Annotated in this window: 24 protein-coding genes; 16 read left to right on the forward strand and 8 right to left on the reverse strand. The window is 73.3% G+C overall.

Going from position 1 to position 24986, the window contains the following annotated elements; genetic code table 11:
• Positions 1-8 precede the first annotated feature (8 nt).
• The 6 genes from L2C96_RS02985 (at position 9) to L2C96_RS03010 (ending at position 5863) form a co-directional block, all read left to right on the forward strand.
• Positions 9-968 carry a LysR family transcriptional regulator gene (locus tag L2C96_RS02985; protein ID WP_020419198.1) on the forward strand — a complete coding sequence of 320 codons (960 nt, stop codon included), beginning with the start codon at positions 9-11 and terminating at the stop codon, positions 966-968.
• 97 nt (positions 969-1065) lie between these two features.
• Positions 1066-2091, forward strand: a complete 1026-nt coding sequence (locus L2C96_RS02990) for an amidohydrolase family protein (protein ID WP_237335006.1) — start codon at positions 1066-1068, stop codon at positions 2089-2091.
• A 34-nt stretch (positions 2092-2125) separates the two neighbouring features.
• Entirely contained in the window at positions 2126-3421 is a 1296-nt protein-coding gene (locus tag L2C96_RS02995; protein ID WP_020419196.1) for an MFS transporter, read from the forward strand.
• A gap of 12 nt (positions 3422-3433) precedes the next feature.
• Entirely contained in the window at positions 3434-4207 is a 774-nt protein-coding gene (locus L2C96_RS03000) for a cyclase family protein (RefSeq protein ID WP_237335007.1), read from the forward strand.
• A gap of 13 nt (positions 4208-4220) precedes the next feature.
• The gene (locus L2C96_RS03005; RefSeq protein WP_237335008.1) at positions 4221-5051 is read left to right on the forward strand and encodes a beta-keto acid cleavage family enzyme; all 831 of its coding nucleotides are present in this window, start codon (positions 4221-4223) and stop codon (positions 5049-5051) included.
• Positions 5052-5071: 20 nt separating this feature from the next.
• Positions 5072-5863, forward strand: a complete 792-nt coding sequence (locus L2C96_RS03010; RefSeq protein WP_027936048.1) for an IclR family transcriptional regulator — start codon at positions 5072-5074, stop codon at positions 5861-5863.
• Between the two features lie 4 nt (positions 5864-5867).
• Here L2C96_RS03010 and L2C96_RS03015 read toward each other — a convergent pair whose 3' ends face one another.
• Genes L2C96_RS03015 through L2C96_RS03025 form a run of 3 tightly spaced genes read right to left on the reverse strand, consistent with a single transcriptional unit; the run spans position 5868 to position 9263 of the window.
• Positions 5868-6692: a fumarylacetoacetate hydrolase family protein gene (locus L2C96_RS03015; RefSeq protein WP_237335009.1), complete on the reverse strand. Its 825-nt coding sequence runs from the start codon at positions 6690-6692 to the stop codon at positions 5868-5870.
• A gap of 7 nt (positions 6693-6699) precedes the next feature.
• Entirely contained in the window at positions 6700-7629 is a 930-nt protein-coding gene (locus L2C96_RS03020; protein ID WP_237335010.1) for a VOC family protein, read from the reverse strand.
• 29 nt (positions 7630-7658) lie between these two features.
• Positions 7659-9263: a bifunctional 3-(3-hydroxy-phenyl)propionate/3-hydroxycinnamic acid hydroxylase gene (locus L2C96_RS03025; protein ID WP_237335011.1), complete on the reverse strand. Its 1605-nt coding sequence runs from the start codon at positions 9261-9263 to the stop codon at positions 7659-7661.
• A gap of 133 nt (positions 9264-9396) precedes the next feature.
• On the opposite strand from L2C96_RS03025, the gene L2C96_RS03030 reads away from it, so the two are divergent.
• Positions 9397-10287, forward strand: a complete 891-nt coding sequence (locus L2C96_RS03030) for an alpha/beta hydrolase (protein WP_237335012.1) — start codon at positions 9397-9399, stop codon at positions 10285-10287.
• A gap of 14 nt (positions 10288-10301) precedes the next feature.
• Entirely contained in the window at positions 10302-11768 is a 1467-nt protein-coding gene (locus tag L2C96_RS03035; RefSeq protein WP_237335013.1) for a flavin-containing monooxygenase, read from the forward strand.
• Positions 11769-11821: 53 nt separating this feature from the next.
• On the opposite strand, the gene L2C96_RS03040 is transcribed toward L2C96_RS03035, so the two are convergent.
• Both L2C96_RS03040 and L2C96_RS03045 read right to left on the reverse strand, forming a co-directional pair.
• On the reverse strand, positions 11822-13267 hold the full coding sequence (locus L2C96_RS03040; RefSeq protein ID WP_237335014.1) for an aldehyde dehydrogenase family protein: 1446 nt from the start codon (positions 13265-13267) through the stop codon (positions 11822-11824).
• A gap of 3 nt (positions 13268-13270) precedes the next feature.
• Complete coding sequence (locus tag L2C96_RS03045) at positions 13271-14395, reverse strand: NAD(P)-dependent alcohol dehydrogenase (RefSeq protein WP_027936046.1); 1125 nt, start codon at positions 14393-14395, stop codon at positions 13271-13273.
• Positions 14396-14533: 138 nt separating this feature from the next.
• Here L2C96_RS03045 and L2C96_RS03050 point away from each other — a divergent pair, with 138 nt between their 5' ends.
• The 3 genes from L2C96_RS03050 to L2C96_RS03060 are packed head-to-tail and all read left to right on the forward strand — an operon-like array spanning position 14534 to position 17449.
• Positions 14534-15481 (forward strand): amidohydrolase family protein, encoded by a 948-nt coding sequence (locus tag L2C96_RS03050; protein ID WP_020419185.1) that lies wholly within the window; start codon positions 14534-14536, stop codon positions 15479-15481.
• Between the two features lie 37 nt (positions 15482-15518).
• Positions 15519-16847, forward strand: coding sequence for an MFS transporter (locus L2C96_RS03055; protein WP_237335015.1), 1329 nt, complete (start codon positions 15519-15521; stop codon positions 16845-16847).
• Complete coding sequence (locus L2C96_RS03060; RefSeq protein ID WP_237335016.1) at positions 16844-17449, forward strand: hypothetical protein; 606 nt, start codon at positions 16844-16846, stop codon at positions 17447-17449. The genes L2C96_RS03055 and L2C96_RS03060 overlap by 4 nt, the downstream gene beginning before the upstream one ends.
• Before the next feature lie 9 nt (positions 17450-17458).
• Here the strand turns inward: L2C96_RS03060 and L2C96_RS03065 are convergent, their stop codons facing one another.
• Entirely contained in the window at positions 17459-18367 is a 909-nt protein-coding gene (locus tag L2C96_RS03065; RefSeq protein WP_237335017.1) for a LysR family transcriptional regulator, read from the reverse strand.
• Positions 18368-18539: 172 nt separating this feature from the next.
• Between L2C96_RS03065 and L2C96_RS03070 the strand changes: the two genes are divergently transcribed.
• The 5 genes from L2C96_RS03070 (at position 18540) to L2C96_RS03090 (ending at position 23476) form a co-directional block, all read left to right on the forward strand.
• Complete coding sequence (locus L2C96_RS03070; protein WP_237335018.1) at positions 18540-19718, forward strand: CynX/NimT family MFS transporter; 1179 nt, start codon at positions 18540-18542, stop codon at positions 19716-19718.
• A gap of 115 nt (positions 19719-19833) precedes the next feature.
• Complete coding sequence (locus L2C96_RS03075) at positions 19834-21687, forward strand: DNA polymerase domain-containing protein (protein WP_425550233.1); 1854 nt, start codon at positions 19834-19836, stop codon at positions 21685-21687.
• Positions 21688-21724: 37 nt separating this feature from the next.
• Positions 21725-22405 (forward strand): hypothetical protein, encoded by a 681-nt coding sequence (locus L2C96_RS03080; protein WP_237335019.1) that lies wholly within the window; start codon positions 21725-21727, stop codon positions 22403-22405.
• 52 nt (positions 22406-22457) lie between these two features.
• The gene (locus L2C96_RS03085; RefSeq protein WP_237335020.1) at positions 22458-22793 is read left to right on the forward strand and encodes an L-rhamnose mutarotase; all 336 of its coding nucleotides are present in this window, start codon (positions 22458-22460) and stop codon (positions 22791-22793) included.
• Positions 22794-22798: 5 nt separating this feature from the next.
• Complete coding sequence (locus L2C96_RS03090) at positions 22799-23476, forward strand: FadR/GntR family transcriptional regulator (RefSeq protein WP_020419175.1); 678 nt, start codon at positions 22799-22801, stop codon at positions 23474-23476.
• A gap of 15 nt (positions 23477-23491) precedes the next feature.
• Here L2C96_RS03090 and L2C96_RS03095 read toward each other — a convergent pair whose 3' ends face one another.
• Positions 23492-24541 (reverse strand): hypothetical protein, encoded by a 1050-nt coding sequence (locus L2C96_RS03095; RefSeq protein ID WP_237335021.1) that lies wholly within the window; start codon positions 24539-24541, stop codon positions 23492-23494.
• A gap of 9 nt (positions 24542-24550) precedes the next feature.
• A complete protein-coding gene (locus tag L2C96_RS03100) occupies positions 24551-24925 on the reverse strand; it encodes a hypothetical protein (RefSeq protein ID WP_237335022.1) in 375 nt (124 codons plus the stop codon).
• Positions 24926-24986 lie beyond the last annotated feature (61 nt).

Below are 24986 nucleotides of genomic sequence, written 5' to 3' on the forward strand. Positions count from 1 at the left end.
ATTCCGGGGTGACCGCCGATCGCGCGAAGGGAACCGGGATGGAGCCTGCCGACCAGGGCGAGCTGCGGCTGTCCGGACTGGACCTGCCGCTGCTGCACGCGTTGCACGCCCTGCTCGCCGAGCGCAGCGTCACCGGCGCGGCGATCCGCCTCGGCCGCAGCCAGCCCACCCTGTCCAGCGCGCTCGCCCGGCTGCGCCGGCACTTCGGCGACGACCTGCTGACGCGGTCCGGCAACCACTACGTGCTCACCCGGTTCGCCGAGCAGCTGCGCCCGCTGACCGGGGTGGCCGTGGCCGCCGTCGAGCGCGTGTTCAGCGCCGAGGCCGAGTTCGACCCGGGCGAGACGAGCCGCGAGTTCACCATCGTGTCCTCCGACAACGGCATCAGCGTCGTCGGCGGGCTCCTGGTGGCGCGCGTCGCGCGGGAGGCGCCCGGCGCGCGCATCCGGTTCGTGCCGGTCACCCCGGAATCCATCAGCCGCAAGGACGAGTTCTACCGCACGGTCGACGGCGTGCTGATGCCGCACGGCTACCTCGACCTGCCCCGCAACATCGACCTCTACACCGACCGCTGGGTGTGCGTGGCGTCCGCGGCCAACACGCGGATCGGCGACCGGCTGACGATGGACCACCTGCGGGAGCTGCCCTGGGTGGCGACGTTCGGCGACCCGCTGGGCCGGGCGCCCGCCTGGCGGCAGATGGAGATGCTCGGCGTGGTGCCCCGGGTGTGCGCCACGGCCGAGTCGTTCCTGGCGATGCCGCAGCTCGTCCGCGCGTGCGACGCGATCGCGCTGCTGCAGGAACGCGTCGCCGCGCTGGTCGCGGACGTGCCCGGACTGCGGATCCTGGAGTGCCCGTTCGACGCGATCCCGCTCGTCGAGGCGTTCTGGTGGCACCCGATCCACGACGACGATCCCGGCCACGCCTGGCTGCGGCGCTGCCTGACCGGACTGCGGCCGGACGCATAGAGTCCGTCCATAACCGGCATCGGAAGTATTGGCTTCCTTCGGAATGCCCGCGGCCGAAGAATCGGCAGGGTCCCCGCTCTTCCCTGGAGGCTCACCGATGAACAGCCGACCGCCCACTGTGGACGTGCACGCGCACGTCTGGCTGGACGACGTCGAGGCACTGGCCGCCGGACGGCCCGGCTACCGCGAGCACACCGAGCTGGAACTGCGCCGCGCGGGCACCGCGTCCGCCGCGGTCAGCGCGGACCAGGCGGTGCGGCGGCGGCCCCGGCTCACCGACGTGACCACCCGGCTGTCCCTGATGGACGAGTCCGGAGTGGACGTCCAGGTGGTGTCGGTGGTGCCGACGCAGTACCACGGCTGGGCCGACCGGGGCCTGGCGGCCGAGATGGCCGCGACCACCAACGCGGGGATCGCCGCGCACTGCGCCCTGGCGCCGCACCGGCTGGCCGGCCTGGGGGTGGCGCCCCTGCGCCACCCCGACCTCGCGGTCGCGGCGCTCGACGACGCCGTGCTCGGGCACGGGCTCAAGGGCGTGGAGATCTCCTCGCACGCCCCCGGCGTGGAGCTCTCCGACCGCGCGCTGGACCCGCTGTGGCAGCGGGCCGCCGAGCTGGACGCGGTGGTGTTCCTGCACCCCTGGGGGTGCACTTTGGACGAACGGCTGGGCCGCTGGTACCTGTCCAACTCGGTGGGGCAGCCGGTCGAGCACGCGGTCGCGTTGTCGCACCTGGTGTTCGGCGGGGTGCTCGACCGGTTCCCTGGCCTGCGCCTGATCGCCGCGCACGGCGGCGGCTACCTGCCGCTGTGCCTGGGGCGGGCCGACCACGCCTGGCACCACCGCCCGGACGCGCGCGGGTGCGCCGAGCCGCCGAGTTCGTACCTGCCGCGGCTGTGGTTCGACTCGCTCGTCTACACCCCCGGCGCCCTGCGCGGCCTCGTCGCCGCCGCCGGCGCGGACCGGGTGCTGCTCGGCTCGGACTACCCGTTCGACATGGGGGTCGCCGACCCGGTCGCGCGGGTGCGCGCCGCCGGGCTCGACCCGGCCGCCACCGCCGCCGTCACCGGCGGCAACGCCCAGCGCCTCGGCCTCCTGCCCGCGGCGGTGGCCGCCCGCTCCTGACGTTCTCCCCCGCCTTCAACGAGGAAGGAATCCCATGACCACCACGTCCACCACCGGCAGGCCGGTGGCGCTGCGCCGCGCCGCGGTCGCCAGCACCGTCGGCAGCGCGGTCGAGTTCTACGAGTTCACCATCTACGGCTTCCTGGCGGTCGTGTTCGGGCCGCTGTTCTTCCCCTCCGGCGACGCCGCGGCCTCGACGCTGTCCGCGCTCGCGGTGTTCGGCGGCGGTTACCTGGCGCGGCCGCTCGGCGGGATCCTGTTCGGCGCGCTGGGCGACCGGATCGGACGGCGGTCGGTGCTGATGGCCACCATCTTCCTGATGGGCGGCGCGTCCACGCTGATCGGCGTGCTGCCCACCTACGCGCAGGCCGGGCTGGTGGCTCCGCTGGCTCTGCTGGTGCTGCGGCTGGTGCAGGGCCTGTCCGCGGGCGGCGAGTTCACCGGGGCTCAGACCTACATCGTGGAAATGGCGCCGCCGCGGCGGCGCGGCGCGCTGGGGTCCCTGCCCGCGCTCGGGATCGGCCTCGGGTTCGGCGTCGCCTCGCTCGTCGTCGCGCTGCTGAGCACGGTGCTGACCGCGGAGCAGCTGAGCGACTGGGGCTGGCGGTTGCCGTTCCTGCTGTGCCTGCCGCTGACGATCGTGTGCCTGTTCCTGCGCCTGCGGCTGGAGGATTCGCCGCAGTTCACCGAGATCGTGGCGAAGGCGGAGCGGACCCGGACCCCGGTGCGGGACGTGCTGCGCGGGCACCTGCCCGACGTGCTGCGGGTCGGGGCGCTCACCGTCGCGACCCTCGGCCCGGGTTTTCTCGCCAAGCTGTACCTGGGCATCCACCTGGTGCAGGTCAAGGACTTCCGGCCGGCCACCGTCTACGGCCTGCTCGGCGTGGTGCTGCTGGCGACGGCGGCGCTGTTCCCGGTGATGGGGCAGGTCAGCGACCGGCGCGGGCGCCGGCCGATCGCGCGTGCCGGGTTCGCCGCGTTCGCCGTGCTGTCGCTGCCGCTGTTCCTCGTCGTCGACGGGACCTCCAGCCTGGCGGTGATCCTGCCGGTGGTGCTGGTGTTCGCCGCGATCGAACCGTTCGTCTCCGCCGCCGTCTACACGACCTTCGCCGAGCTGTTCCCCGCCCGGACCCGTTACACCGGCACGTCGATCGGCTTCAACCTCGGCACCATCGTGGCCGCCGGGCTCGGCCCGTTCCTCTGCGGGCAACTGGTCGCGTGGACCGGCTGGGGCGCGGCACCGGGGCTGTGGGGCACCGCGTGCGCCCTGCTCGGCCTGCTCGTGATCGCCATGACGAGGGAGACCGGCCGGGCCGGTCTGGCCCGCTGAGAAAGGACTTCCATGACCAGGATCGTCGACCTGTCGGTGCCGCTGCGGGCGGGCATCGCCTCCGACCCGCCGGGCCTGCTGCCCGAGATCGACTACTACTCCCACGCCGAGACCGCGCAGGAGGTGGTCTCGTACTTCCCCGGGGCCACGGTGGACGACCTGCCCGACGGTGAAGGCTGGGCCATCGAGCGCCTGCGCGTCACCACGCACAACGGCACGCACCTGGACGCGCCCTACCACTTCGCGTCCACTATGGACGGTGGCGCGCGGGCCGTCACGATCGACGAGGTGCCGCTGGAGTGGTGCCTGCAGCCCGCGGTGAAGCTGGACTTCCGGCACCTGCCCGACGGGTACGTGGCGACCGCCGCCGACGTCGAGGCCGAGCTGGCGCGGATCGGTCACGACCTGCGGCCGCTGGAGATCGTGGTGGTCAACACGGCGGCCGGAGCCCGGTACGGGCAGGACGACTACGTCTCCGCCGGGTGCGGCATGGGCCGGGAGGCGACGCTGTACCTGCTGGAGCGCGGCGTGCGGCTCACCGGGACCGACGCTTGGAGCTGGGACGCACCGTTCGTCCACACGGCACAGCGCTACGCGCGCGAGCGGGACCCGTCGGTGATCTGGGAGGGCCACCGCGCGGGCCGCGACATCGGCTACTGCCACCTGGAGAAGCTGCACGGCCTGGAGGACCTGCCCGCCGACGGGTTCTCCATCGCCTGCTTCCCGGTCAAGATCCACGCCGCGTCCGCGGGATGGACGCGCGCCGTGGCGATTTTCCACGAGTGAAGGAGAACTGTTCGTGAGCGTCGTGATCACGGTCGCGCCGACCGGCCCGATCGCCACCAAGTCCGACAACCCGCACCTGCCCACGCAGCCGGAGGAGATCGCCGACGCCGTGGCCGCGGCCTACTCGGCCGGGGCGTCGGTCGCGCACATCCACCTGCGCGACGCCGACGGACGGCCGACGGCCGACCCGGACACCGCGCGCCGCACGATGGACCTCATCGCGCAGCGGTGCCCGATCCTGGTCCAGCTCTCCACCGGGGTGGGGCTGACGGTGCCGTTCGAAGAGCGCGCCGCGCTGGTCGAGCTGCGGCCCCGGATGGCGACGTTGAACCCGTGCAGCATGAGTTTCGGGGCGGGCGAGTTCCGCAACCCGCCGGACGCGGTGCGGCGGCTCGCGGACCGGATGCGGGAGCTGGGCGTGAAACCGGAACTGGAGGTCTACGACACCGGCCACCTGGACGCCTGCCTGCGACTGCGGGACGAGGGCCTGCTCGACGACGAGCCGATGCAGTTCTCCCTGGTGCTGGGCGTCGCCGGGGGGATGGCCGCCACCCCGGAGAACCTGCTGACGATGGTGCGGCGCCTGCCCGAGGGCGCGGTCTGGCAGGTGATCGCGATCGGCCGGGCGAACCTGCGGCTGACCGCGATGGGGCTCGCCCTGGGCGGCAACGCGCGCGCCGGCCTGGAGGACACGCTGTACCTGCGCAAGGGCGAACTGAGCCCGGGGAACCTCCCGCTGGTGGAGCGCACGGTCCGGCTCGCGCGGGAGCTCGACCTGAGCGTGGCCGGCGTCGAGGAGACCGCGCGGCTGCTCGGCCTCCACCCGGAGCCCGCGAAGACCTGAAACGCGGTATGGTCGTCCGCATGTCAGGACAACCGCGTACCGGGTCGTACCGGGAGCGCAACTCTACGGCCGACCGCGCCCTCGACATCCTGATGATGTTCACCGACGAGGAGCGGGTGCTCTCCGGCGCCGCCGTCGCCGCCCGCCTGGAGGTCGCCCGCTCCACCGCCTACCGCTACCTGCAGAGCCTGGTGGCCAGCCGGTTCCTGGAGGAGGCTCCGGGCGGCGGCTTCCGGCTGGGCCTGCGCGTGCTGGAACTCGGCCGCATCGCGCGCCGTTCCTACGGGCTGTCCGAGGCGGCCGCGCCGGTGATGGCCAAGCTGAGCGAAGCGGTGCGGGAAACGGTGTTGCTGACCCGTCGCGTCGGCGAGCTGGTCGTGTGCGTCGACCGCGAGGAACCACCCGCGCACCACGTCCGCCTGTCCTACGAACGCGGCAGCACCCTCCCGCTCAACGCCGGCGCGTCCGCCCTCGTGCTGCTGGCGTGGAGCGATCCGGACGAGGCCCGCGCGGTGCTGAAGTCGGCGCCCCTGCAGCGGTTCACCCCGGCGACGCTGACCGACGTCGACGCCGTGATGCGGCGCCTGGCGGAGATCCGGGAGCAGGGCTTCTCCGTCACCCGCGGCGAACTCGACCCCGACGTGCTCGGCATCGCCGCGCCGATCCGGGACGACGAGGACCGGGTGGTCGCCGCGATCAGCGTCGCGGCCCTGGCGTCGCGGGTGCCGAAGAAGCGCGAGGCGCCGATCGTGGAGCAGGTGCGGTCGGCGGCCGCCGAGATCGGCGGCCGCCTCGCCCTGATGAACGGCTGACCGGTCAGCCCTCGGCGCGCACCCGGTTGACGAGCGTGCCGATCCCCTCGACCGACACCGTGATCTCGTCGCCGTCGCGCAGGAACACCTGCGGATCGCGGCGGAAACCCACGCCGCCCGGGGTGCCGGTCAGGATGACGTCCCCGGGGAGCAACGTGGTGAACTCCGAGATCGCCGCGATCAGCGTGGGGATGCCGAAGATCAGCCGGGAGGTGTCCGAACTCTGCAGTTCGCGGCCGCCCAGCACGGTGGTCACGCGGGCGGCCGTGAGATCCGCCTCGGCCGGGGTGACCAGGTACGGCCCGAGCGGCGTGGAGCGGTCCCACGCCTTGCCCGGCAGCCATTGGTGCGTCTTGTACTGGTAGTCGCGCATGGTGACGTCGTTGGCCACGCAGTAGCCGAGCACGTGGTCCACGGCCTTCTCCGGCGGGATCCGCCGGCCCGCCTTCCCGATGACGACCGCCAGCTCGGCTTCGTAGTCGACCTGGAGCGACTCCGGCGGCAGCACGATGTCGTCGTACGGGCCGATCAGGCTGGAGGCGAACTTGGTGAACAGCACCGGATAGGTGGGCAGGTCGCGTCCGGTTTCGCCGACGTGCGCGTGGTAGTTGAGGCCGACGCACACGATCTTGTCCGGGTTCGGCACCGGCGGGCACACCCGCACCGCGGCCATCGGGACGGCCTCGGCGGGCCGTTCGCGGGCCGCCGACAGCACGTCGGACGGGGTGTCCCGGCCCAGCTCCGACAGCCCGTCGAGTGGGACCAGCCGGTCCCCCTCGACCCGGCCGACTCGCCGGGCGCCGCCGAATTCGTAGGTCGCGTACGGCATGGCCGCCTCACTGCCCTTCCGAGGTGGTGCGCCAGCTCGCGAGCTGACCGCCCCACAGGTTCACGCTGCGCGGCACCGGATCCCACCGGCGCGGCACGTAGGTGACGCGGTCGTCGTGGAACTTCTCCATCTCCGCGGACAGCTCCACGTGGTTGCCCGCCGGATCGTCGAAGAACACGAACAGGTTGTTGCCCGGCCCGTGCCGCCCGGGACCCCACACCACGTCCACGCCCTCGTCGGTCAGCCGGTCGCACCAGGCCTTGAAGTCCGCCCACTCGGCGAGGTCGTAGGAGTAGTGGTCGAGCTGTCCCGGCCGGCCGCCGGCGACGACGGCGAGGGTGTGGTGGTCGCGGTCGCTGCGCAGCCACGCGAACCGGCCGTCGGCGAGCTGGTCGGAGATGCGGAACCCGGCGATCCCCACGTAGAACCCGGCCATCGCGGCGACGTCGCGCGTGGACAGGGTGACGTGCTGGTACTTGACCGGGCGGCGGCCGGTGTCGGCGGCGTGCTCACCGCCGCGGCGCACCGGGCCGTGGAAGTGGACCGTGTTGCCGTCCGGGTCGGTGCAGACCAGGCCCGGCTCACCGGTGACCGCTTCGGTCAGGTACGCCTCGTCCAGCGTGCTGACGTGGTGACCGGCCGCGGTGAGCCGTTTCTCCAGTCCCGCCAGGCCGTCCGGGTCGCGGACCTCGAAGGCGATGTGGTCCAGGCCCGCTTCGCCGGGCAGGAGGTCGAGCACGTGGTGGCCGCTCCCCCATCCCAGGCGCCGGCCGCCGCCGGGCAGGTCGTCGTGCGGCACCAGGCCGAGGACCCGGCCGTAGAAGTCGGTGGTGGACGCCACGTCGGGGACACGCAGGCCCAGGTGGGACACCGCGGTCCGGCGCAGGCTGCCCGCGGCGCCGGGCTCGGCGAGAATCACGCGTTCGGGTGTGGGCACGGGTTTCTTCCTCTCTCCACTGTGGATGGTCAGGCGACCGGTTCGGGAACGGGGCGGCGCGCCAGGCGCAGCGGGCCGGCCAGCGCGGGCGGCCCGGCGGGCCGCCAGGCGGCGGCGACGAACCGGTCCGGCCGCAGCAGGACGACCCGGCCCCGGTAGCCGGCGAGCTCGGCGTCCAGCCCGCCGTCGACGTCGACGAGGACGCGGTGCCCCCGGGTGGACGGCATCCGGTCGTCCACCGCCACTTCCGCGACGGCCGGCGCGAGCGGGCCGGCGAGCGCCGCCGCCTCCCCCGGATCGACCCCGACCCCGAGCAGGGCCCACCCGGTGCCGAGAACCTCGTCGAGCAACCGGATGCGGTGCGCGGCGGTGTCGAACACCCGCGGCTGGCCGATCATCCGCCCGGCGAGCCCGGGTTCCCCCGCCAGCAGGCCTTCGGTGTAGACGTGCGGCGGGCGGTACCGCATGTGCTCGAAGTACGCTCGGCCGTGCTCGGTGCGCATCGCGGCGCCGATGAGCCGGTCCCGCTGCCGGGCGAGCCGGGGACTGGTCGTCATCACCACCCGGCCCAAGCGGGCCGAGAGCCGGACCGTCGCCTCGACGTGCGGGCGCCGCTCGGTCTCGTAGGTGTCCAATGCGGACTCGCCCAGCCGCCCGGCGAGCACGTCGGCGATCTTCCAGGCCAGGTTCGCCGCGTCCCGCACGCCGGAGTTGAGCCCCTGCCCGGCGAAGGGCGGCATCATGTGCGCGGCGTCGCCGAGCAGGAAGACGGCGCCGTCGCGCCACCGGTCGGCGACCACGGCGTTGAACCGGTAGTTCACGGCCCGCTCGACCTGGCCGGGCGCGATGTCGCGGTAGGGGGCCAGCAGGCGGCGCACCAGCGCGAAGTCCGGCCGCTGTCCCGGGCTGCCTTCGCCCGGGTGCAGCAGGAACTCGTAGCGGCACCGGCCGTCCCGCCCTGGCACGATCACGTGCGGGCGCGCCGGATCGCCGTGGTGCATCCCGTACCGCTGGTCGTGGTGGTCGCCGAGCACGTCGGCCACCAGCCACACCTCGTCGTGGCTGCGCCCGGTCATGCCGATCCCCAGCAATTCGCGGACGGTGGAGCGGCCCCCGTCGCAGCCCAGCACGTACCGGGCCCGGACCAGCGACGTCGTGCCGTCCTGCCGGCACCGCAGCCCGGTCCGGCCGTCGGGGCACCCGGCGAGGCCGGTGACCGTCGTGCTCATCCGGACTTCGGCGCCCGGGGCTTCGACGAGGTGGCCGTGCAGTTCGCGTTCCAGGTCGGGCTGGGCGAAGGGGTTCTTGAACGGGTACCCGTGCCGGAACGGCCACGGGCTGCCCGCGTGGAAGACGGGACGGCCGGTCGCGTCGTAGTACCTGGTCCCGGTGCCGGGCACGATGATGCGCAGCAGACGGCCGGCGAGCCCGGCCGACTGGTACACGCGCAGCGCCTCGTCGTCGATGCTGATCGCCTTCGGCTCGTCGCTGGTGCGCGGTTCGCGCTCCAGGACGACCACGTGGACGCCGCGGGCGGCCAGCAGCGCCGCCGCGGTCATGCCCACCGGCCCGGCCCCGACGACCGCCACCTCGCAGTCGGTCTCCGCGGTGGGCGGCGGTTGCTGTGTCTGCACGAAGTCTCCTCCCTTCCCCAGGTGGTGCTCGTTCACGCTAAGCCACCGGTGTCCTGGATACAAGAACTTGTGTTGCGCTTTTCAGGACAGTACCGTCGGCGGGACAGCGCCGGAGAAGACAAGGAGCTCCCCTGTGAGTTCGGAACAGCTCGAGCAACTGAAGAAGAACCTCCGTGAAGGCCCGCTCGACATCGGCGGACCGGTCGCCGAGACCCGGCGGATGTTCGAGGCGATCCACGCCGATCTCCCGGTCCCCGACGACGTGCGGCTGTCCGAGACCAGGCTCGGCGCGGTGCCCGCCCTCGCCGCCGAGCCGGCCGGGGCGGCCCGCGACGCCGCGATCCTCTACCTGCACGGTGGCGCCTACGTCGTGGGCAGCTCGCGCAGCGCACGCGCGGTGGTCGCGGCGCTGGCTGCGCAGGCGGGCTGCCGGGCCGTGGCCGCGGATTACCGCCTCGCCCCGGAACATCCGTTCCCGGCGGCCGTCGGCGACGCGCTCGCGGCTTACCGCGCCCTGCTGGACCAGGGGATCGACCCGGGCCGCCTCGCGCTGGCCGGCGACTCCGCCGGCGGCGGGCTGGCGATCGCGACGCTGGTCGCCGCACGCGACGAGGGACTGCCGTTGCCCGCCGCGGCCGCGGTCTTCTCCCCCTGGGCCGACCTGACCCTGTCGGCCGGCTCGCTGATCAGCAAGGCCGGCGCCGACCCGGCCCTCACGGCGCGGTCGCTGAGCACCCGCGCCGCGGACTACCTCGGCGGGCAGGACCCGCGCACGCCGCTGGCCAGCCCCGTGTTCGCCGACCTGACCGGCCTCCCGCCCCTGCTGATCCAGGCAGGCACGGCGGAGATCCTGCTGGACGACGCGGTCGGCCTGGCCGCCGCCGCGGCGCGCGCCGACGTGGACGTGGACCTGCAGATCCGGGCGGAGATGCCGCACGTGTGGCAGACCTTCGCCGCGTTCCTCGACGAAGGCAGGCAGGCGCTCAGCGCCGCGGCGGCCTTCCTCGCGTCCCGTTTCGACTGACAGGCGGTGTGCTGATGACCGACTACGACGTGGTGGTGATGGGGGCGGGCGTGGCCGGGCTGGGGCTCGGCGCCCGGCTCAAGGCCCGCGGGCAGCACGACTTCCTCGTGCTGGAGCGGGCCGCGGAGGTGGGCGGCACGTGGCGCGACAACACCTACCCCGGGTGCGCGTGCGACGTGCCGTCGCACCTGTACTGGTACTCCTTCGACGAGGAGCCGCCGGACTGGAGCCGGATCTACCCGAGCCAGGGCGAGGTGTTCGCGCGGCTGCGGGAGTTCGCCGAACGCACCGGCGTCCTCGGGCACGTCCGGCTGAACACGCGGGTCGTCGCGGCGGACTGGGACGAGGCGGACCTGCACTGGCGGGTGACGACCGCGGACGGCGGCACGATCACCGCGCGCGTGTTCGTCTCCGCCTGCGGGCAGCTGGCGGAACCCAGCTACCGCGGCATCGCCGGGCGCGAGCGGTTCACCGGGGTTTCCTTCCACTCCGCTCGCTGGCGCCACGACGTCGACCTGACGGGCAAGCGAGTCGCCTGCGTCGGCAGCGGCGCCAGCGCCGCGCAGCTGATCCCGGAGATCGCCGCGGTCGCGGCGAAACTGACCGTGTTCCAGCGCTCGGCGCCCTACGTGCTGCCCCGCGAGGACCGCCCGTACACCGAGGCGGAGCTGCGGGCGTTCCGGGAGGACCCGGAGGCGCTGGCCAAGAGCCGCGCCGAACAGTACGCCGAACGGGAGCGGCAGTTCTGGGCGCTGGAGCCGGGTTCGGACGTGGGGCGCGAGACCGTGCGGATCGCGCGCGAGCACCTGGAGGCGCAGGTCGCCGATCCGGTGCTGCGCGAGAAGCTGTGGCCCGGCTACGCGTTCGGCTGCAAGCGCCCCGTCATCAGCGACGAGTACCTGCCCGCGTTCACCCGGCCCAACGTGGACCTCGTGACCGCGGGGGTCGCCGGGGTGGAGCCGGACGGCGTGCGGGACGCCACCGGCGCGCTGCACCCGGTGGACGTGATCGTGTACTCGACCGGGTTCGAGTCGCTGAAGTTCCTCAACGGGCTGCGCGTCACCGGCCGTGGCGGGACGGACCTGCACGAGCAGGCGTGGCGCGAGTCGCCGCAGGCCTACCTCGGGATGGCGGTGCCCGGCTTCCCGAACTTCTTCATCCTCTACGGGCCGAACACCAACCTCAACCACAACTCGATCATCGCCATGCTGGAGGCGCAGTACGACTACCTGCTGCAGGCCTTCGAGCGGCTCGGCCCGGACGCCCCGGCCCTGGACGTGCGCCCGGAGGTGGTGGCGGCCTACAACGACCGGCTGCAGCAGGACCTCGCCCGCAGCGCGTTCGCCACCGGGTGCTCGAGCTGGTACGTCGGCGAAGGCGGGCGGGTGGTGACCAACTGGTGGGGCACGGTCGACGCGTACAAGGCCCGCACGGCGCGGTTCGACCCGGCCGAGTACCGCACGGTCGGTTCCCCGGCCTGACCGGGCGAACACGCGGAAGGAGCCGCCCAGGCACGCCTGGGCGGCTCCTTCCGTCATGCCTCGTGCCGGTAGAACGTCCGCTGCTCGGTGAACGTGCGCACCGACTCCAGACCGCCGAGCCGGCCGAACCCGGACGCGCCGAGCCCGCCGAAGGGCACGTGCGGCTCGTCCCCGACCGACGGACCGTTGAGGTGCACCGCGCCGGTGCGCAACCGCCCGGCCAGGCGCTCCGCCGCCGCCGTGTCCGCCGTGATCACGCTGGCGATGAGGCCGTACTCGGAGGAGTTCGCGAGCGCGACCGCCTCCTCGTCGCCGGTCACCGGATGCACCGACACCACCGGGGAGAACGCCTCCTCGGTCCACAGGCGACAGTCCGGGCCCACGCCGGTGAGCACGGTCGGGCGGGCGAGACCGCCGTCGACGTCGGGGCCGCCCGACCGGACGCGCGCACCCTTGCCGACCGCGTCGGCGACCAGCGCGCGGAACCGCTCCGCGGCCCGCCCGTCGATCAGCGGCCCCAGATCGGTGCGCTCGTCGCGGGGATCCCCGGTCACCAGGGCTTCGGCCGCCGCGGACAGGCGCGTCACCAGTTCTCCGGCGCGGTCGGCGTGCACGATGATGCGGTCGGTGCACATGCACACCTGCCCGCTGTTGGCGAACGACGCGGTGACCAGCGCCGGGGTCCACGCTTCCAGGTCCGCGTCGGCGCGCACGATCGTGGCGTTCTTGCCGCCCAGCTCCAGCACCGACGGAGTCAGGGCACGGCCGGCCAGTTCCGCGATCGACCGGCCCACCGGCGTGGAGCCGATGAACACCACCCGCCGCACGTCCGGATGCGCGATCATCGCGGCCGTCACCTCCGGCCCGGCAGCGGCGTCGGTCGTGACGACGCCGACCACGCCCGCGGGCAGGCCGGCCTCGTGCAGCGCGCCGGCCAGCAGGTGGCCCGCGGCGATCGGCGCGTGCTCGCTGGGCCGCACCACCACCGCGTTGCCCACGGCGAGGGCGATGGCGATCGAGCGGGCGCAGAGGATCACCGGCGCGTTCCACGGCACCAGGGCGAGCACAACCCCGGCCGGCTCGTGCCGCGAGAACGTGACGGTCCCCGGGTCGTGGGAGGGCAGGATCTCCCCCGTGGCGACGGTGACCAGGCCCGCCGCCTCCCGCAGGGTCGCCGCCGCCTCCCGCACGTTCATGTCGGCCCACCCGCGGACCGCGCCCGTCTCCAGGGCCAGCGTGTGCCGGTGGGCGTCCAGGTCGCGTTCGAGGATGTCCGCGGCGGTCAGCAGGACGCGCCGCCGTTCGCCGACGCCGGTCGCGGCCCAGGCCCGCTGCGCTGCCGCGGCGGCTGTGACGGCGGCTTCCGCGTCGCGCGCGGTCGCCGCGGCGACGGTCGCCACCGGTTCGCCCGTCACGGGCGAGATGTCGGGAAAGGTGCCACCGGCGGCCGGGTGGTGCTCTCCGCCGTACCAGAGCGGGGTGAGGGTGTCAGTGCGCACGGGTCACGCTCCGAAGACCAGGACGGGCTTGATCGTTTCGCCCGACGCGGCATCCCGCGCGGCGGTCTCGATGTCGGCGAACGGGTAGCGCCGGATCAGCCGGTCCAGCGGGAACCGGCCCGCCCGGTGCAGGGCGATCAGGTGCGGCACGAACGACTCGGGCTCGCTGTCGCCGAGGGTCACCCCGACGATCCGCCGTCCGGGCAGCAGGGCGTTGACGTCGAAGGCGGCGGTGGACCCGGCGTGCGGGGCGCCGATCACCGCGCAGGTGCCGCGCACCGCGAGCGCTCCGATCAGCCCTTCCAGAACGGCGACGTTGCCGGTGGTCTCGATCGCGAGGTCCACCCCGGCGCCGCCGGTGCGGTCGAGCAGGTCCTGCCTAAGGTCCTGCCCGGTCGCGTGAACGGTCTCGGTCGCGCCGAGCGAACGAGCCAGGTCCAGCCGGGACGGCACCCGGTCGACGACGATGATCCGCTCCGCCGCCGTGGACGCGGCGGCCATGACGGCGGCGAGCCCGACCGCGCCGGCGCCTGCCACGACGAGCGAGGCGCCCGGCCGCGGCCGCAGCACGTTGAGCACCGCGCCCGCGCCGGTCTGGAAACCGCAGCCCAGCGGCGCCAGCGTGATCAGCTCGTCGTCGGAGGTGTCCGGAGGTAGCGGGATCACACTGCGTTCGTCGGCGATCGCCATCTCCGCGAAGGACGACTGCCCGAAGAAGTGCGCGTGCAGCGGCCGGCCGGCGGCGTCCCGGACGGTGGGCGAGCCGTCGGCGCGCGCCCCGCCCAGCAGGTTGGCCGTCAGGTGCTGCGCGCAGTACGCGGGGTGGCCGGACCGGCACGCGGCGCACCGGCCGCACGAGGTGAAGGTGAGCAGCACCCGCTCCCCCGGGCGCACCCGGGTGACGTGGCCGCCGGTCGCGACGACCTCGCCCGCGCCCTCGTGCCCGAGGATGCCGGGCAGCGGGAACGGGATGACGCCGGAGCGGACGCTGAGATCGGTGTGGCACATCCCGGCTGCCCGCATCCGTACGAGGACTTCGCCGGGTCGCAGGTGGTCCAGGTGGACGGTGGTGAGCCGGAACGGACTGTCCGGACCGGACACCACCGCGGCCGAGGTCACTACGGGCATCGTCGCCCCTCCAGAGTAGCTGAGTCCTGATTATCAGGTCTTGTATCCTGTGATACGAGACTATACTGTGGCGAGCACGGTCGATGTCCAGCCGCGCACCCGGTTCCCCGGTCCGCGCACTGACCCGGAAGGGCGGAAATGACCTCATCACTCGTCGACGTGCACTCCCACTTCGTCACCGGCGACTACATCGCGGCGGCCCGGCAGGCGGGGCACGACGTTCCCGACGGCATGCCCGGGTGGCCGTCCTGGTCGGCGGAGGAGCACCTGCGGCTGATGGACGACGCCGGGATCGGCCAGGCACTGCTGTCGATCTCCTCCCCCGGTGTCCACTTCGGAGACGACGACATCGCCAGGGACGTGGCCCGGCACGTCAATGACTTCGGCATCGCGGTGGCCGCGGCGCACCCCGGCCGCTTCGGCCTGTTCGCGTCCCTGCCGCTGCCCGATGTGGACGGCGCGATCGCCGAGATCCGCCGGGTCCGCGCCGAAAGCGGGGTCGCCGGGTTCTCGGTGATGTCCAACGCGCACGGCGTGTACCTGGGCGACCCGCGGTACGCGCCGCTGTGGGCCGAACTCGACCGGCACGAGGCCGTGTTGTTCGTGCACCCGACGAAACCGCTCAACGCCGACGCGGTCGCGCTGGGACGGCCGCTGCCGATGATCGAGTTCCCGTTCGACACGGCCCGCACCGTCGTCGACCTGATCTTCGCCGGCGTCCTGCTCCGCCACCCGCGCATCCGGTTCGTGTTCACGCACAGCGGCGGTGTCCTGCCGCTGCTGATGGACCGGGTGGAACTGTTCCGCGGCAGGGCGCTCGGCATCGGCGACGGCGATCCCGCGGAGAGCGCCCGCATCCAGCTCGGCAAGCTGTGGTTCGACTGCGCCGGCACCCCCATGCCGACCGCGCTGTCCACACTCGCCTCCGTCGTGGGCACCGACCGGTTGCTCTTCGGCACCGACTACTGCTTCACCCGGCCCGCCCAGGTGCTGGCCGGGATCGGCGAGATCGAAAAGGCGGGCGCCTGCCCGGCCGGTGGCAGCTGGCTCGATCTGTTCCGCCGCAACACCAAGGCCCTGCGCTAGCCGGCCCCGACCTGTTCGCTTGCACAAGGAGGTCCAAGTGAGCACCACGCCCACCACCGTCGGCCACGGCGCGGCCAGGGTCACCGTGACCCGGACGTCGCCCGCGATCATGCTGCTGTGCGGCGCGGCCCTGATCTTCGAGGGCTACGACATCTACGTCTTCGGCGTCGCCGTGCCCTCGCTGCTCCAGCACCCCGGGTGGACGCTGAGCCCGGGCTACGCCGGGGTGATCGGCTCGGCGGCCGTGTTCGGCATGCTGCTCGGCGCGCTCGTCGCCGGCATGTTCACCGACATCATCGGCCGCCGCCGCATCTACCTGGCCACCGTCACCGTCTTCTCGCTCGGCATGCTGCTGTGCGCCGTGGCGCCCACCCCCGAAGTGCTGCTCGTCGGCAGGCTCATCGTGGGCATCGGCGGCGGCGGGTTCATGCCCACGGCACTGTCCATGGTCGTCGAGTTCTCGCCGGAGGGCAGGCGCAACCTCAACGTCTCCCTCGCCCTCGTCGGAGTGGGGCTCGGCGGCATCCTCTCGGCGTTGCTGGGCATCTGGCTGGTGCCGGCCTGGGGCTACCGCGCGCTGTTCTGGATCGGGGTGCTGCCCCTGCTGATCCTGCTGCCGTTCGCGCTGCGCAGGCTGCCCGAATCCGTGTCGTTCCTGGTCTCGAAAGGACGGATCGCGGCCGCGCGCGAGCAGATCCACCGGTTCCGGCTGCCGCTGGAGCTCACCGAGATCCCGGGCGCGCAGCCGGTCACGGGACGGGAGCGCCCGTTCGCCGCGGCCGGGTCGCTGTTCGGGCGACGGCACCTGCGCGCCACCGTGGTCTTCTGGATCGGCACGGCACTGTGCCTGCTGCTGATGTTCGGCACCAACACGTGGCTGCCCTCGCTGATGATGAAGTCCGGGTACGGCATCAGCTCCGCGCTGTCGTTCCTGGTGTTCCTCAACCTCGGCGCGGTCCTCGGTTCGCTCGCCGGCGCGGCCGTCGCCGACCGGGTCGGCCCCAAGTACGTGGTGATCGCCGGTTTCTGCTCCGCGGCGCTGGCGCTGGCCGCGCTGTCCCAGCAGCCCGCGCCCGCCCTGGTGTACCTGCTGGTGGTCTTCGTCGGCGCGGGCGGGGCGGGCACGCAGAACCTGCTCAACTCCTACATGGCCACCTACTACCCGCCGTCCAACCGCGGCAGCGGGCTCGGGCTGGCGCTCGCGTTCGGCCGCATCGGCGGGGTGGTGGGCCCGATCTACGGCGGCCTCATCGTCGCCTCCGGCGCAGGCACCGCCACCGGGTTCCTGGCCTTCGCGCTCGCCCCCGTGGTGGCCGCGCTGGTGCTGACCTTCGGGCCCCGCGTCCCCGGGCGGGCCGCGTCGTGACCGCGGTGCTCACCGGCCACGAGCACCAGCTCGTGCACCAGATGGACGCCGTCGACGAACTCCTGACCCGGACCGCCGACCCCCACCACCGGCGCATCCTGCTGAACTTCCGGCAGCACGTCCTGCTCGAAGTGGCCGGGCGCCACCACGAGTTCCTGACACCGGCGATGATGGCCGCCGAGCCGGTCTACCGCCTGGGCGAGGGCCGGGCGAACATCGTCCTCACCGGGCTGGAGGAGATCGGGCGGTTCTACGACGAGGTGCGGCGGGCGGAAGCCCTCGTGCTGTGGACGACCGCGCTCCGGCCCGCCGTCGCGGACTGGGGTTTCGCCGCCGAGGCCTGGTTCCACCGCCAGCTGCCCGGCCGCTTCCTGGCCCGCACCGGCGCCGACGTGGACGATCCGGCGGCGACCTACCTGGTCAGCTGCCGCGCGGCCTTCATCTGGCCGTACGACGAGCAGGGCAGGCTCGAAGGCGAGCACGTGTACGAGGATCCGGGCAGCGTCACGACGCGGAAGCTGACGCCCGCGGAGGTTATCCCCCCGGGACGGGCGGCCGAGCTGCTCGCCCCCGTGATCGCAGCCCACCCCGGTCCGGGCTGAGCCAGCCGCTCACCGGGTGAGCAGGGCGGGCGTCAGGCGCTCCAGCTCCGCCAGTGCCGCGGCCACCCCAGCGGCGCCGCGCGCGCCCGGCCGGGTGACCGTCAGAATCTTGCGCCGCGGCTCCTCCGCGCACGTCAGCCGGACCACCGGGGCGGTCTCGGGGACCCGGGCCAGCCTCGGCACCAGCGCCACCCCGAGCCCGTGCGCCACCAGCGCGATCGTCGCCTCCCAGTTGACCGCGTCGTGGGCGACCGGCGGGGTGAAACCGGCCGCGCCGCAGGCGGACAGGACGTGGGTGCGGCACGTGCACGGCGCGCCGGGCACGATCCACGGCTCGTCCGCGGCCTCGGCGAGCTCCACCCGTTCCCGGGCCGCGAGCCGGTGGCCGGCCGGAACCAGCAGGTCGAACGGGTCGTCCAGCAGCGGACGCTGGTCGAACCGGGCCCGGTCGCGGGGCGGCTCGTCCGGTTTGGCCTCCACCACTGCCAGGTCCGCGTCGCCGTCGAACAGCAGGTCGAAGCAGTTCCCGGCCTCGGCCTCGCGGATCCGCGGGGTCAGCCGCGGGTGACGGGCGGCGAGCGCGGCGGCGGCCGGGGCGAGCAGCGCGCTCACCGCGCCCGGGAACCCGGCCAGCCGCAGCAGCCCGGCGGGCTGGTCGTCGTCGGCGCGCAGGTCCCGCTCGGCCACTTCCCAGCGCGCCTGGATCTCGTCCGCGTGCGCCAGGAGCCGTTGCGCCGCCGGCGTCAGCCGCACGCGGCGGCCGTGGGGTTCGAGCAGCGCCACCCCGAGCTCCCGCCCCAGCTGGCGGATCTGCTGCGATGCGGCCGACGGGGTGAAGTGCAGGGCCTCCGCCGCCGCCCGCACCGTGCCGTAGTGGTCCACCGCGCGGAGCACGTGGAGCCGCCGCAGGTCGATCATGTAGCTGATTCTTCACGGTCATGTCCGGAAACACAACCTGGACCTACCCGGTCCGGCGACGCACGCTGGAACCAGGAGGTGCCCGCATGATCACCGTGTGGTTGTCGTTGTTCGCCGAAACCGTGGTGGCGACCGGAATCGCCGCCGCGCTCGTCCGCTGGTCCGCCCGCCGGTGAGGGCGATCTGGCTAGCGGTCGGCCTGGTGCTGCTGACCCTCAACCTGCGCGCGGCCATCACCGGCGTCCCGCCGGTGCTCGGCGAGCTGCGGGAGGAGTTCGGCCTCACCGGCGTCGAGGTCAGCGTGCTCACCACCCTGCCGGAGCTGTGCGTGGGCCTGTTCTCCGCGCTCGCGCCCGCGCTGGCCCGCCGGATCGGCACCGAGGCGGCGATCACCGCGGCGCTCGTGGTGCTCACGGCCGGGCTCCTGCTGCGCGCGATCCCCGGCCGGGCGGCGTTGTTCGCCGGGACCGTGCTGGCCGGAGCCGGTGTCGCGACCGGCAACGTGCTGGTGCCCGCGGTCGTCAAGCACGCCTTCCCCGGCCGCGCGGGCACGTTCACCGGCCTGGCGATGATGCTGATGTCCGTCAGCGGCGCGGCCGCCGCGGGGTTGGCGGTGCCGCTGGAGCAGGCGGGCGGCTGGCGGCTCGCGCTCGTCGCGTGGGCGGTCCCGGCGCTCGTCGCGGCACTCGCGTGGGGCCCGCTCACCCGCCGTCGCGCCGCCGAACCCGTTCAGCAGGCCGCGGGTTCGCTGCTGCGCGAGCCGCTGGCCTGGTCGGTGATGGTGTTCATGGGCATGGCGTCGCTGATGTTCTACACACTGACGTCGTGGCTGCCGCAGATCATGCGCGAGCACGGCTTCCCGGCCGCCACGGCGGGCACGATGAACTCGGTCATCATCGTCATCGGGATCCCGCTCGGGTTCGCCGTGCCGGTCCTCGCCGCCCGGATGCGGGACCAGCGGCCGCTCGTCCTCGCGGTGGCCGCGCTGATGGTCCTCGGACTGGGCGGCCTGCTGGTGGCGCCCGGGGCGGGGTGGCTGTGGACGGTGGTGTTCGGCGTCGCCACCGGCAGCGCGTTCCCGCTCGCCCTCACGCTGCTCAACCTGCGGTCCCCCACGGCGGAGATCACGGCGCGACTGTCGGGCATGGCGCAGTCCGGTGGTTACCTCCTCGCCGCCACCGGCCCGCTGACGTTCGGCCTGCTGCACACCACGACCGGCGGCTGGCACGCCTCCATCTGGCTGCTGCTCCTGCTGGTCGCGCCCGAGCTGGTGTGCGGGCTCGCCGCCGCGCGACCCGGCCTGCTGCGCCCGCCGGAGCCGGTGGTCACCTCCGCCGCGCCGCTGCCCTGATCACGGAGCGGATCCTCCCGGTGGCGCGGCCGTGGCCGCGGCGCGACGGCCGCGAGTTCGCCCGCCACGCCGGGACAGCCGGCGATGTCCAAGGGCCGCCCGCACGATGGCGACCGTGCGGAGCTTCGTGGCGGGCAAGCTGCGCCGCGAACAGGCCGCAGGAACGGTGTCCCCTGAGGCCGAGGTGGAGCTCGTCGCGGAACGCATGGTGCGGATCTCCGCGTCGTTCCTGGTCACCCCGAGCCTGCTCGTCGACCTGGACGACGAGGGAGCAGCTGCGGGACATCGCGCGCCGCTTCCTGGTGCCGATGCTCGCCCTGATCGCGGAGCCCGGAGCATGAGCGCGCCCCGGCCTGGGTACTCACCTGGCGTGAGCCCTGCCCGACGGAAGACCGACCGGCTCGCCTCGTACCGGGCCAAGCGGGACTTCTCGGTCACCGGGGAGCCCGCCGGGGCCGCGGCGGGCGGCGCGTCCGGGCGGCGGTTCGTCGTGCAGCGGCACCGCGCCCGGCGGCTCCACTACGACTTCCGCCTGGAGGTCGACGGCGTGCTCGCGAGCTGGGCGGTGCCGAAGGGGCCGACCCTGGACCCCGGGGTGCGTCAGCTCGCCGTCCACGTCGAGGACCACCCGCTCGAATACGCCGACTTCGAGGGCGTCATCCCGAAGGGCCAGTACGGCGGCGGCGACGTCATCGTGTGGGACCGGGGCACCTGGGAGCCCGCCGACGGCGCCGACCCGGCCCGGGCGATCGACGACGGCGAGCTGCACTTCGACCTGCGTGGGGAGAAGCTCGCCGGCCGGTTCGCCCTGGTCCGCACGGAACGCCGGGGCAAGGAGCAGTGGCTGCTGATCCACAAGCACGACGACGACGCCCGGCCGGGCTGGGACCCCGAGGAGCTGCCCCGGTCGGTCAAGTCCGGCCGCACCAACGACGAGGTCGCCGCCGCGCCGGAGGCGATGTGGCGCAGCGGCGTGCCCGCCGCCGAGGCCGAGGTGCCGCTGGCTCCACAGTGGACTCCCCCATCGGACGAGGAGCTCGCCGCGCTGGACGAGATGGGCAAGTCCGGCACCTGGACGATCGCGGGGCGCCGCCTCAAGCTCACCAACCTGGACAAGGTGCTGTTCCCCGGCGCGGGCGGCGAACCGCCGGTGACCAAACGGGACCTCATCCGCTACAGCGCTCGGATCGCCCCGCACATGCTGCCCTACCTCGCCGGCCGTCCGGTGAACGCGCACCGCTACCCCGACGGCGTGGACCGGCCCGGCTTCTGGCACAAGGAGGTGCCGAGCCACGCCCCGGAGTGGCTCAACCGCTGGCACAACACCGAAGCCGACCCCGGCGAGACCCAGTGCTACGCGGTGCTGGACAGCGTGCCCGCCCTGGTGTGGATGGCCAACTTCGGCGGCGTCGAGCTGCACCCGTGGACCTCGCGGCTGCCCGACGTGCACCAGCCCACCTGGGCGCTGATCGACATCGACCCGGGCACCACCACCGGCTTCGACGACATCGTCGAACTCGCCCGCCTCTACCGCACCGCGCTGGACCACCTGGACCTGCGCGGCATGCCCAAGGTCACCGGGCAGCGCGGCATCCAGATCTGGGTGCCGGTCGCCCCCGGCTACACCTTCACCGACACCCGCAACTGGGTCGAGACCCTGTCCCGGGTCGTCGGCCGCGTGCTGCCCGACCTGGTCAGCTGGCGGTGGTACAAGAACGAGCGCGGCGGTCTCGCCCGCCTCGACTACACCCAGAACGCGATCAACAAGACCCTGGTCGCGCCGTTCAGCCCACGCCCGGCTCCCGGCGCGCCGGTCTCGGTCCCCATCACCTGGGACGAGCTCGACGACCCGGCGCTGCGCCCGGACCGCTGGACCGTCCGCACCGTCCTCGACCGCGTCGCCGAGGCGGGCGACCCGCTCGCGCCGCTCATCGGCCTGCCGCAGCAGCTGCCCGAACTGGAGAGCTGAACCGGAACCACCGCGGCCGGTGGGGGATGATCCGCGCATGAGCTCGCACGACAGCGGTGAACTGCCGGCGTGGCGGCGCGCCACCGCGGGGGCGCACCGGTGGCCTGCCGCGGTCACGATCGGCGCGGTGATCGGCGTCCAGGTGCTCCTGCCCGACCGCCTGGTGATCCAGCCGGACTGGCTGCTGCCCGGGTTGTCGGCGCTGCTGTTGCTGACGCTGGTGGCGCTCGGCCCCGGCCGCGCGGCCGGGGACCACCGGCACGCGCGCAAGGTGGCGTTGTCCCTGCTGCTGGTGGTGAGCGCGGGCAACGCCGGCTCGGCGGTGCTGCTGGTCGGCCACATCCTCGACGGCTCGATCGGCGACCATGCGGGCCCGCTGCTCGCCGCCGGGGCGGGCGTGTACCTCACCAACGTCGTGGTGTTCTCGCTGTGGTACTGGGAGTTCGACCGCGGCGGCCCGGCCGCGCGGGCGGCAGGCACCCAGGAGTACCCGGACCTGCTGTTCCCGCAGATGACCAGCCCCGGGCTGGCGCCGCGCGACTGGGAACCGGCCTATGTGGACTACCTGTACCTGGCCTTCACCAACGCGACCGCGTTCAGCCCCACCGACGTGCTGCCGCTGAGGCCGTGGGCGAAGCTCACCATGCTGGCCCAGTCGGTGGTGTCCCTCGTGCTGGTGGTGCTGGTCGTCGCGCGGGCCGTGAACATCCTGCACTGATCCGCGAAAGATCCGATGTATCCTGCCTCTACGTCGTGGACAAGGAGCGGGTATGCCGGAGATCGCGCTGCACACGGAGCTGAAGCCGGGCTCGGAGCTGGACTACGAGGCCGTGCACCGGTCCATCCCCTCCGATGTGGCGGCCGCACTGGTCGGCAGTGGCGTCCGGAACTGGCGGATCTGGCGCGACGGCACGCACCTGTTCCACCTCGTCGAGGTCGAGGACTACCGGCGGATGCGGCACGCGCTGCGCGACCACCCGGCGAACGTCCGCTGGCAGGAGACCGTCGGGCCACTGCACGCCACGCCGGACGACTACTCCGGCGCCGACGACGGGCTGCCGATGGTGTGGAGCCTCGCCGGGCAGCTGGCCGGGAAGGAACGCTGAGCGGCATGTCCGTCACCGACGACGCCATCGAGGCGATCAAGCAGATGATCGTGGACGGCGAGCTGCGCCCCGGCGACCGCCTGCCCAGGGAGGCCGACCTCGCCGACCGGCTCGGCCTGTCGCGCAACTCCCTGCGCGAGGCGGTGCGCGCGCTGTCGCTGATCCACGTGCTGGACGTGCGCCGCGGCGACGGGACGTACGTGACGAGCCTGGAGCCGTCGCTGCTGATGGACGCGATGGGGTTCGTGGTGGACTTCCACCGCGACGACACCGTGCTGCAGTTCCTGGAGGCGCGCCGCGTCATCGAGCCCGCCGTGACCGAGATGGCGGCGCGGCACATGCCCGACTCCGACCTCGAGGACCTCGCGAAGCTGCTCGACTCGCTCGGCGACCGGCCCACGGTGGACCAGCTGGTGGAGAACGACCTGGAGTTCCACCGCCGCATCGCCGGTGGCTGCGGGAACTCCGTGCTGGCCTCGCTGCTGGAAAGCCTGTCCGGGCGCACGCAGCGGGCGCGGACGTGGCGGGGCATCACGCAGGAGGGCGTGGCGGAGCGGACGCTCGCCGAGCACCGCGCCATCCTGCACGCACTGGCCGCCCGGCAGCCCGACGTCGCCCGCGCCGCCGCGACGGTCCACATCGCCGGCGTGGAGCAGTGGCTGCGCCAGACCCTGGTCGAGTAGCGGCCGGGGACCAGCTCAGGCGATCCCCGGCGCGGGTCCCGTCCAGGACGGGGCGTGCAGGTCGGCATCGGCGATGACGAACTTCGCGTTCATCTCCCTGATCAGGGTGTCGACCTCGTCCACCGTGCGGTGCATCAGCGCGTCGGCTTTCTGCAGGAAGCTGTAGAGGGTGCCGTAGAACCCGCCGCCGTCCAGGTTCTCCGTGCCGTTGGCTTGGAGCACCTCGATCATCTTGTCGGTGATCGTGAACGGGGCCATCGGGCCGGCGGTCGCGAGGTCGACGATCCCCCGGTAGGTCTTCCACCCGGTCGACAGGCCCGGGCTCACCTCGCCCTGCGCGTCGAACTTCTCGAGCTGCTCCACGCACGCGCCCATCAGGCTGTTCAGGTTGAACCGCGCGCCGTGGACGATCGCGCCGAACCGGGTGAGCGACTCGGCCAGCACGGTGAGCGCGGAGGCGCGGAAGTGGTCGTACCACTCGTTGATCGTCGAGCACCGCGCCTGCGCCTCGTGCGGCACCGAGCCCGGCGGCCCGCTCCAGTGCGCGGCCCACCACCCGTTGCCCACCTGCAGGGTTTCCAGGCGGCCGTACTCGGACAGCGATCGGCCGGACGCCCGGGTGTTCTCCAGCGCGCTGCCCGCCCGCTCGATCCAGCCGCCGTCCTGCAGCGCGAGCGCGGCGGGGTCGCGGCCGGCGTTGCCCTTCACCTTGCCGACGTCCTGACCGCTGAGGATCTCCGCGTGGCTGAAGAACTCCTCCACGCTGAGGTCCCGGCTGCCATCGCCGTGCACCGAACCCTGCATGATCGGGTAGAGGGTGACCCCGGGGGCGACGCGGTAGTTGAACGAGGGCCCCAGGTTGTTGTCCGTCGAGCGCAGTTCCGTCGACTGGTCCAGCAGGTCCTCGGTGTGCGCCCACACCGGTCCCCAGGGCGGCCCCTGCGGGTCGACCACGCTCAGCGCCTTCAGCATGCCGTGCAAGGCCGGGGCGTAACCGTCGCGGAACACCGGGTCGAGATCGGCGACCGGACCACCGGCGTCCTCGGAGTACCACCGCTGCGCCATGTCGTCCCCCTACTCCGGATTCAGCGCCTTGGCTATCGAGCTCAGCGATTGGACGTTCTGCGCCTCGACTCCTTCGTAGGCGTCCGCGGAGGCGAGCATCCGCTCACGCAGCCCGTCGAGGAACGCGATGAAATCGCCTTCCTCGTTGACGAACTCCGTCACCTTCGCGGCGAATTCGCGGGCGAACCGCAGCAGCCCCTCCTGGAACTGCCCGGTCTTGCCCCACCCGCCCTGCAGGACACCCTGCTCCGCCTCGATCGCGATGTCGCGCAGCAGGGCATGACCGTCCCGCAGGTAATCGACCACCCCGCCACCGGCGCCCTCGCCACCGAGCACGCTCGTGGCGTACCTGCGCAGCTCCGGCGCGTCCACAACCAGGTCCACGGAACTCCCCTCCCCCAGCGGAATCCGGACAAGGGGAGATTAGCGCCGACCGAGGGGCCTT

Origin of the sequence: Amycolatopsis tucumanensis (assembly GCF_021654135.1) — a bacterium.
Lineage (GTDB): Bacteria > Actinomycetota > Actinomycetes > Mycobacteriales > Pseudonocardiaceae > Amycolatopsis_E > Amycolatopsis_E tucumanensis.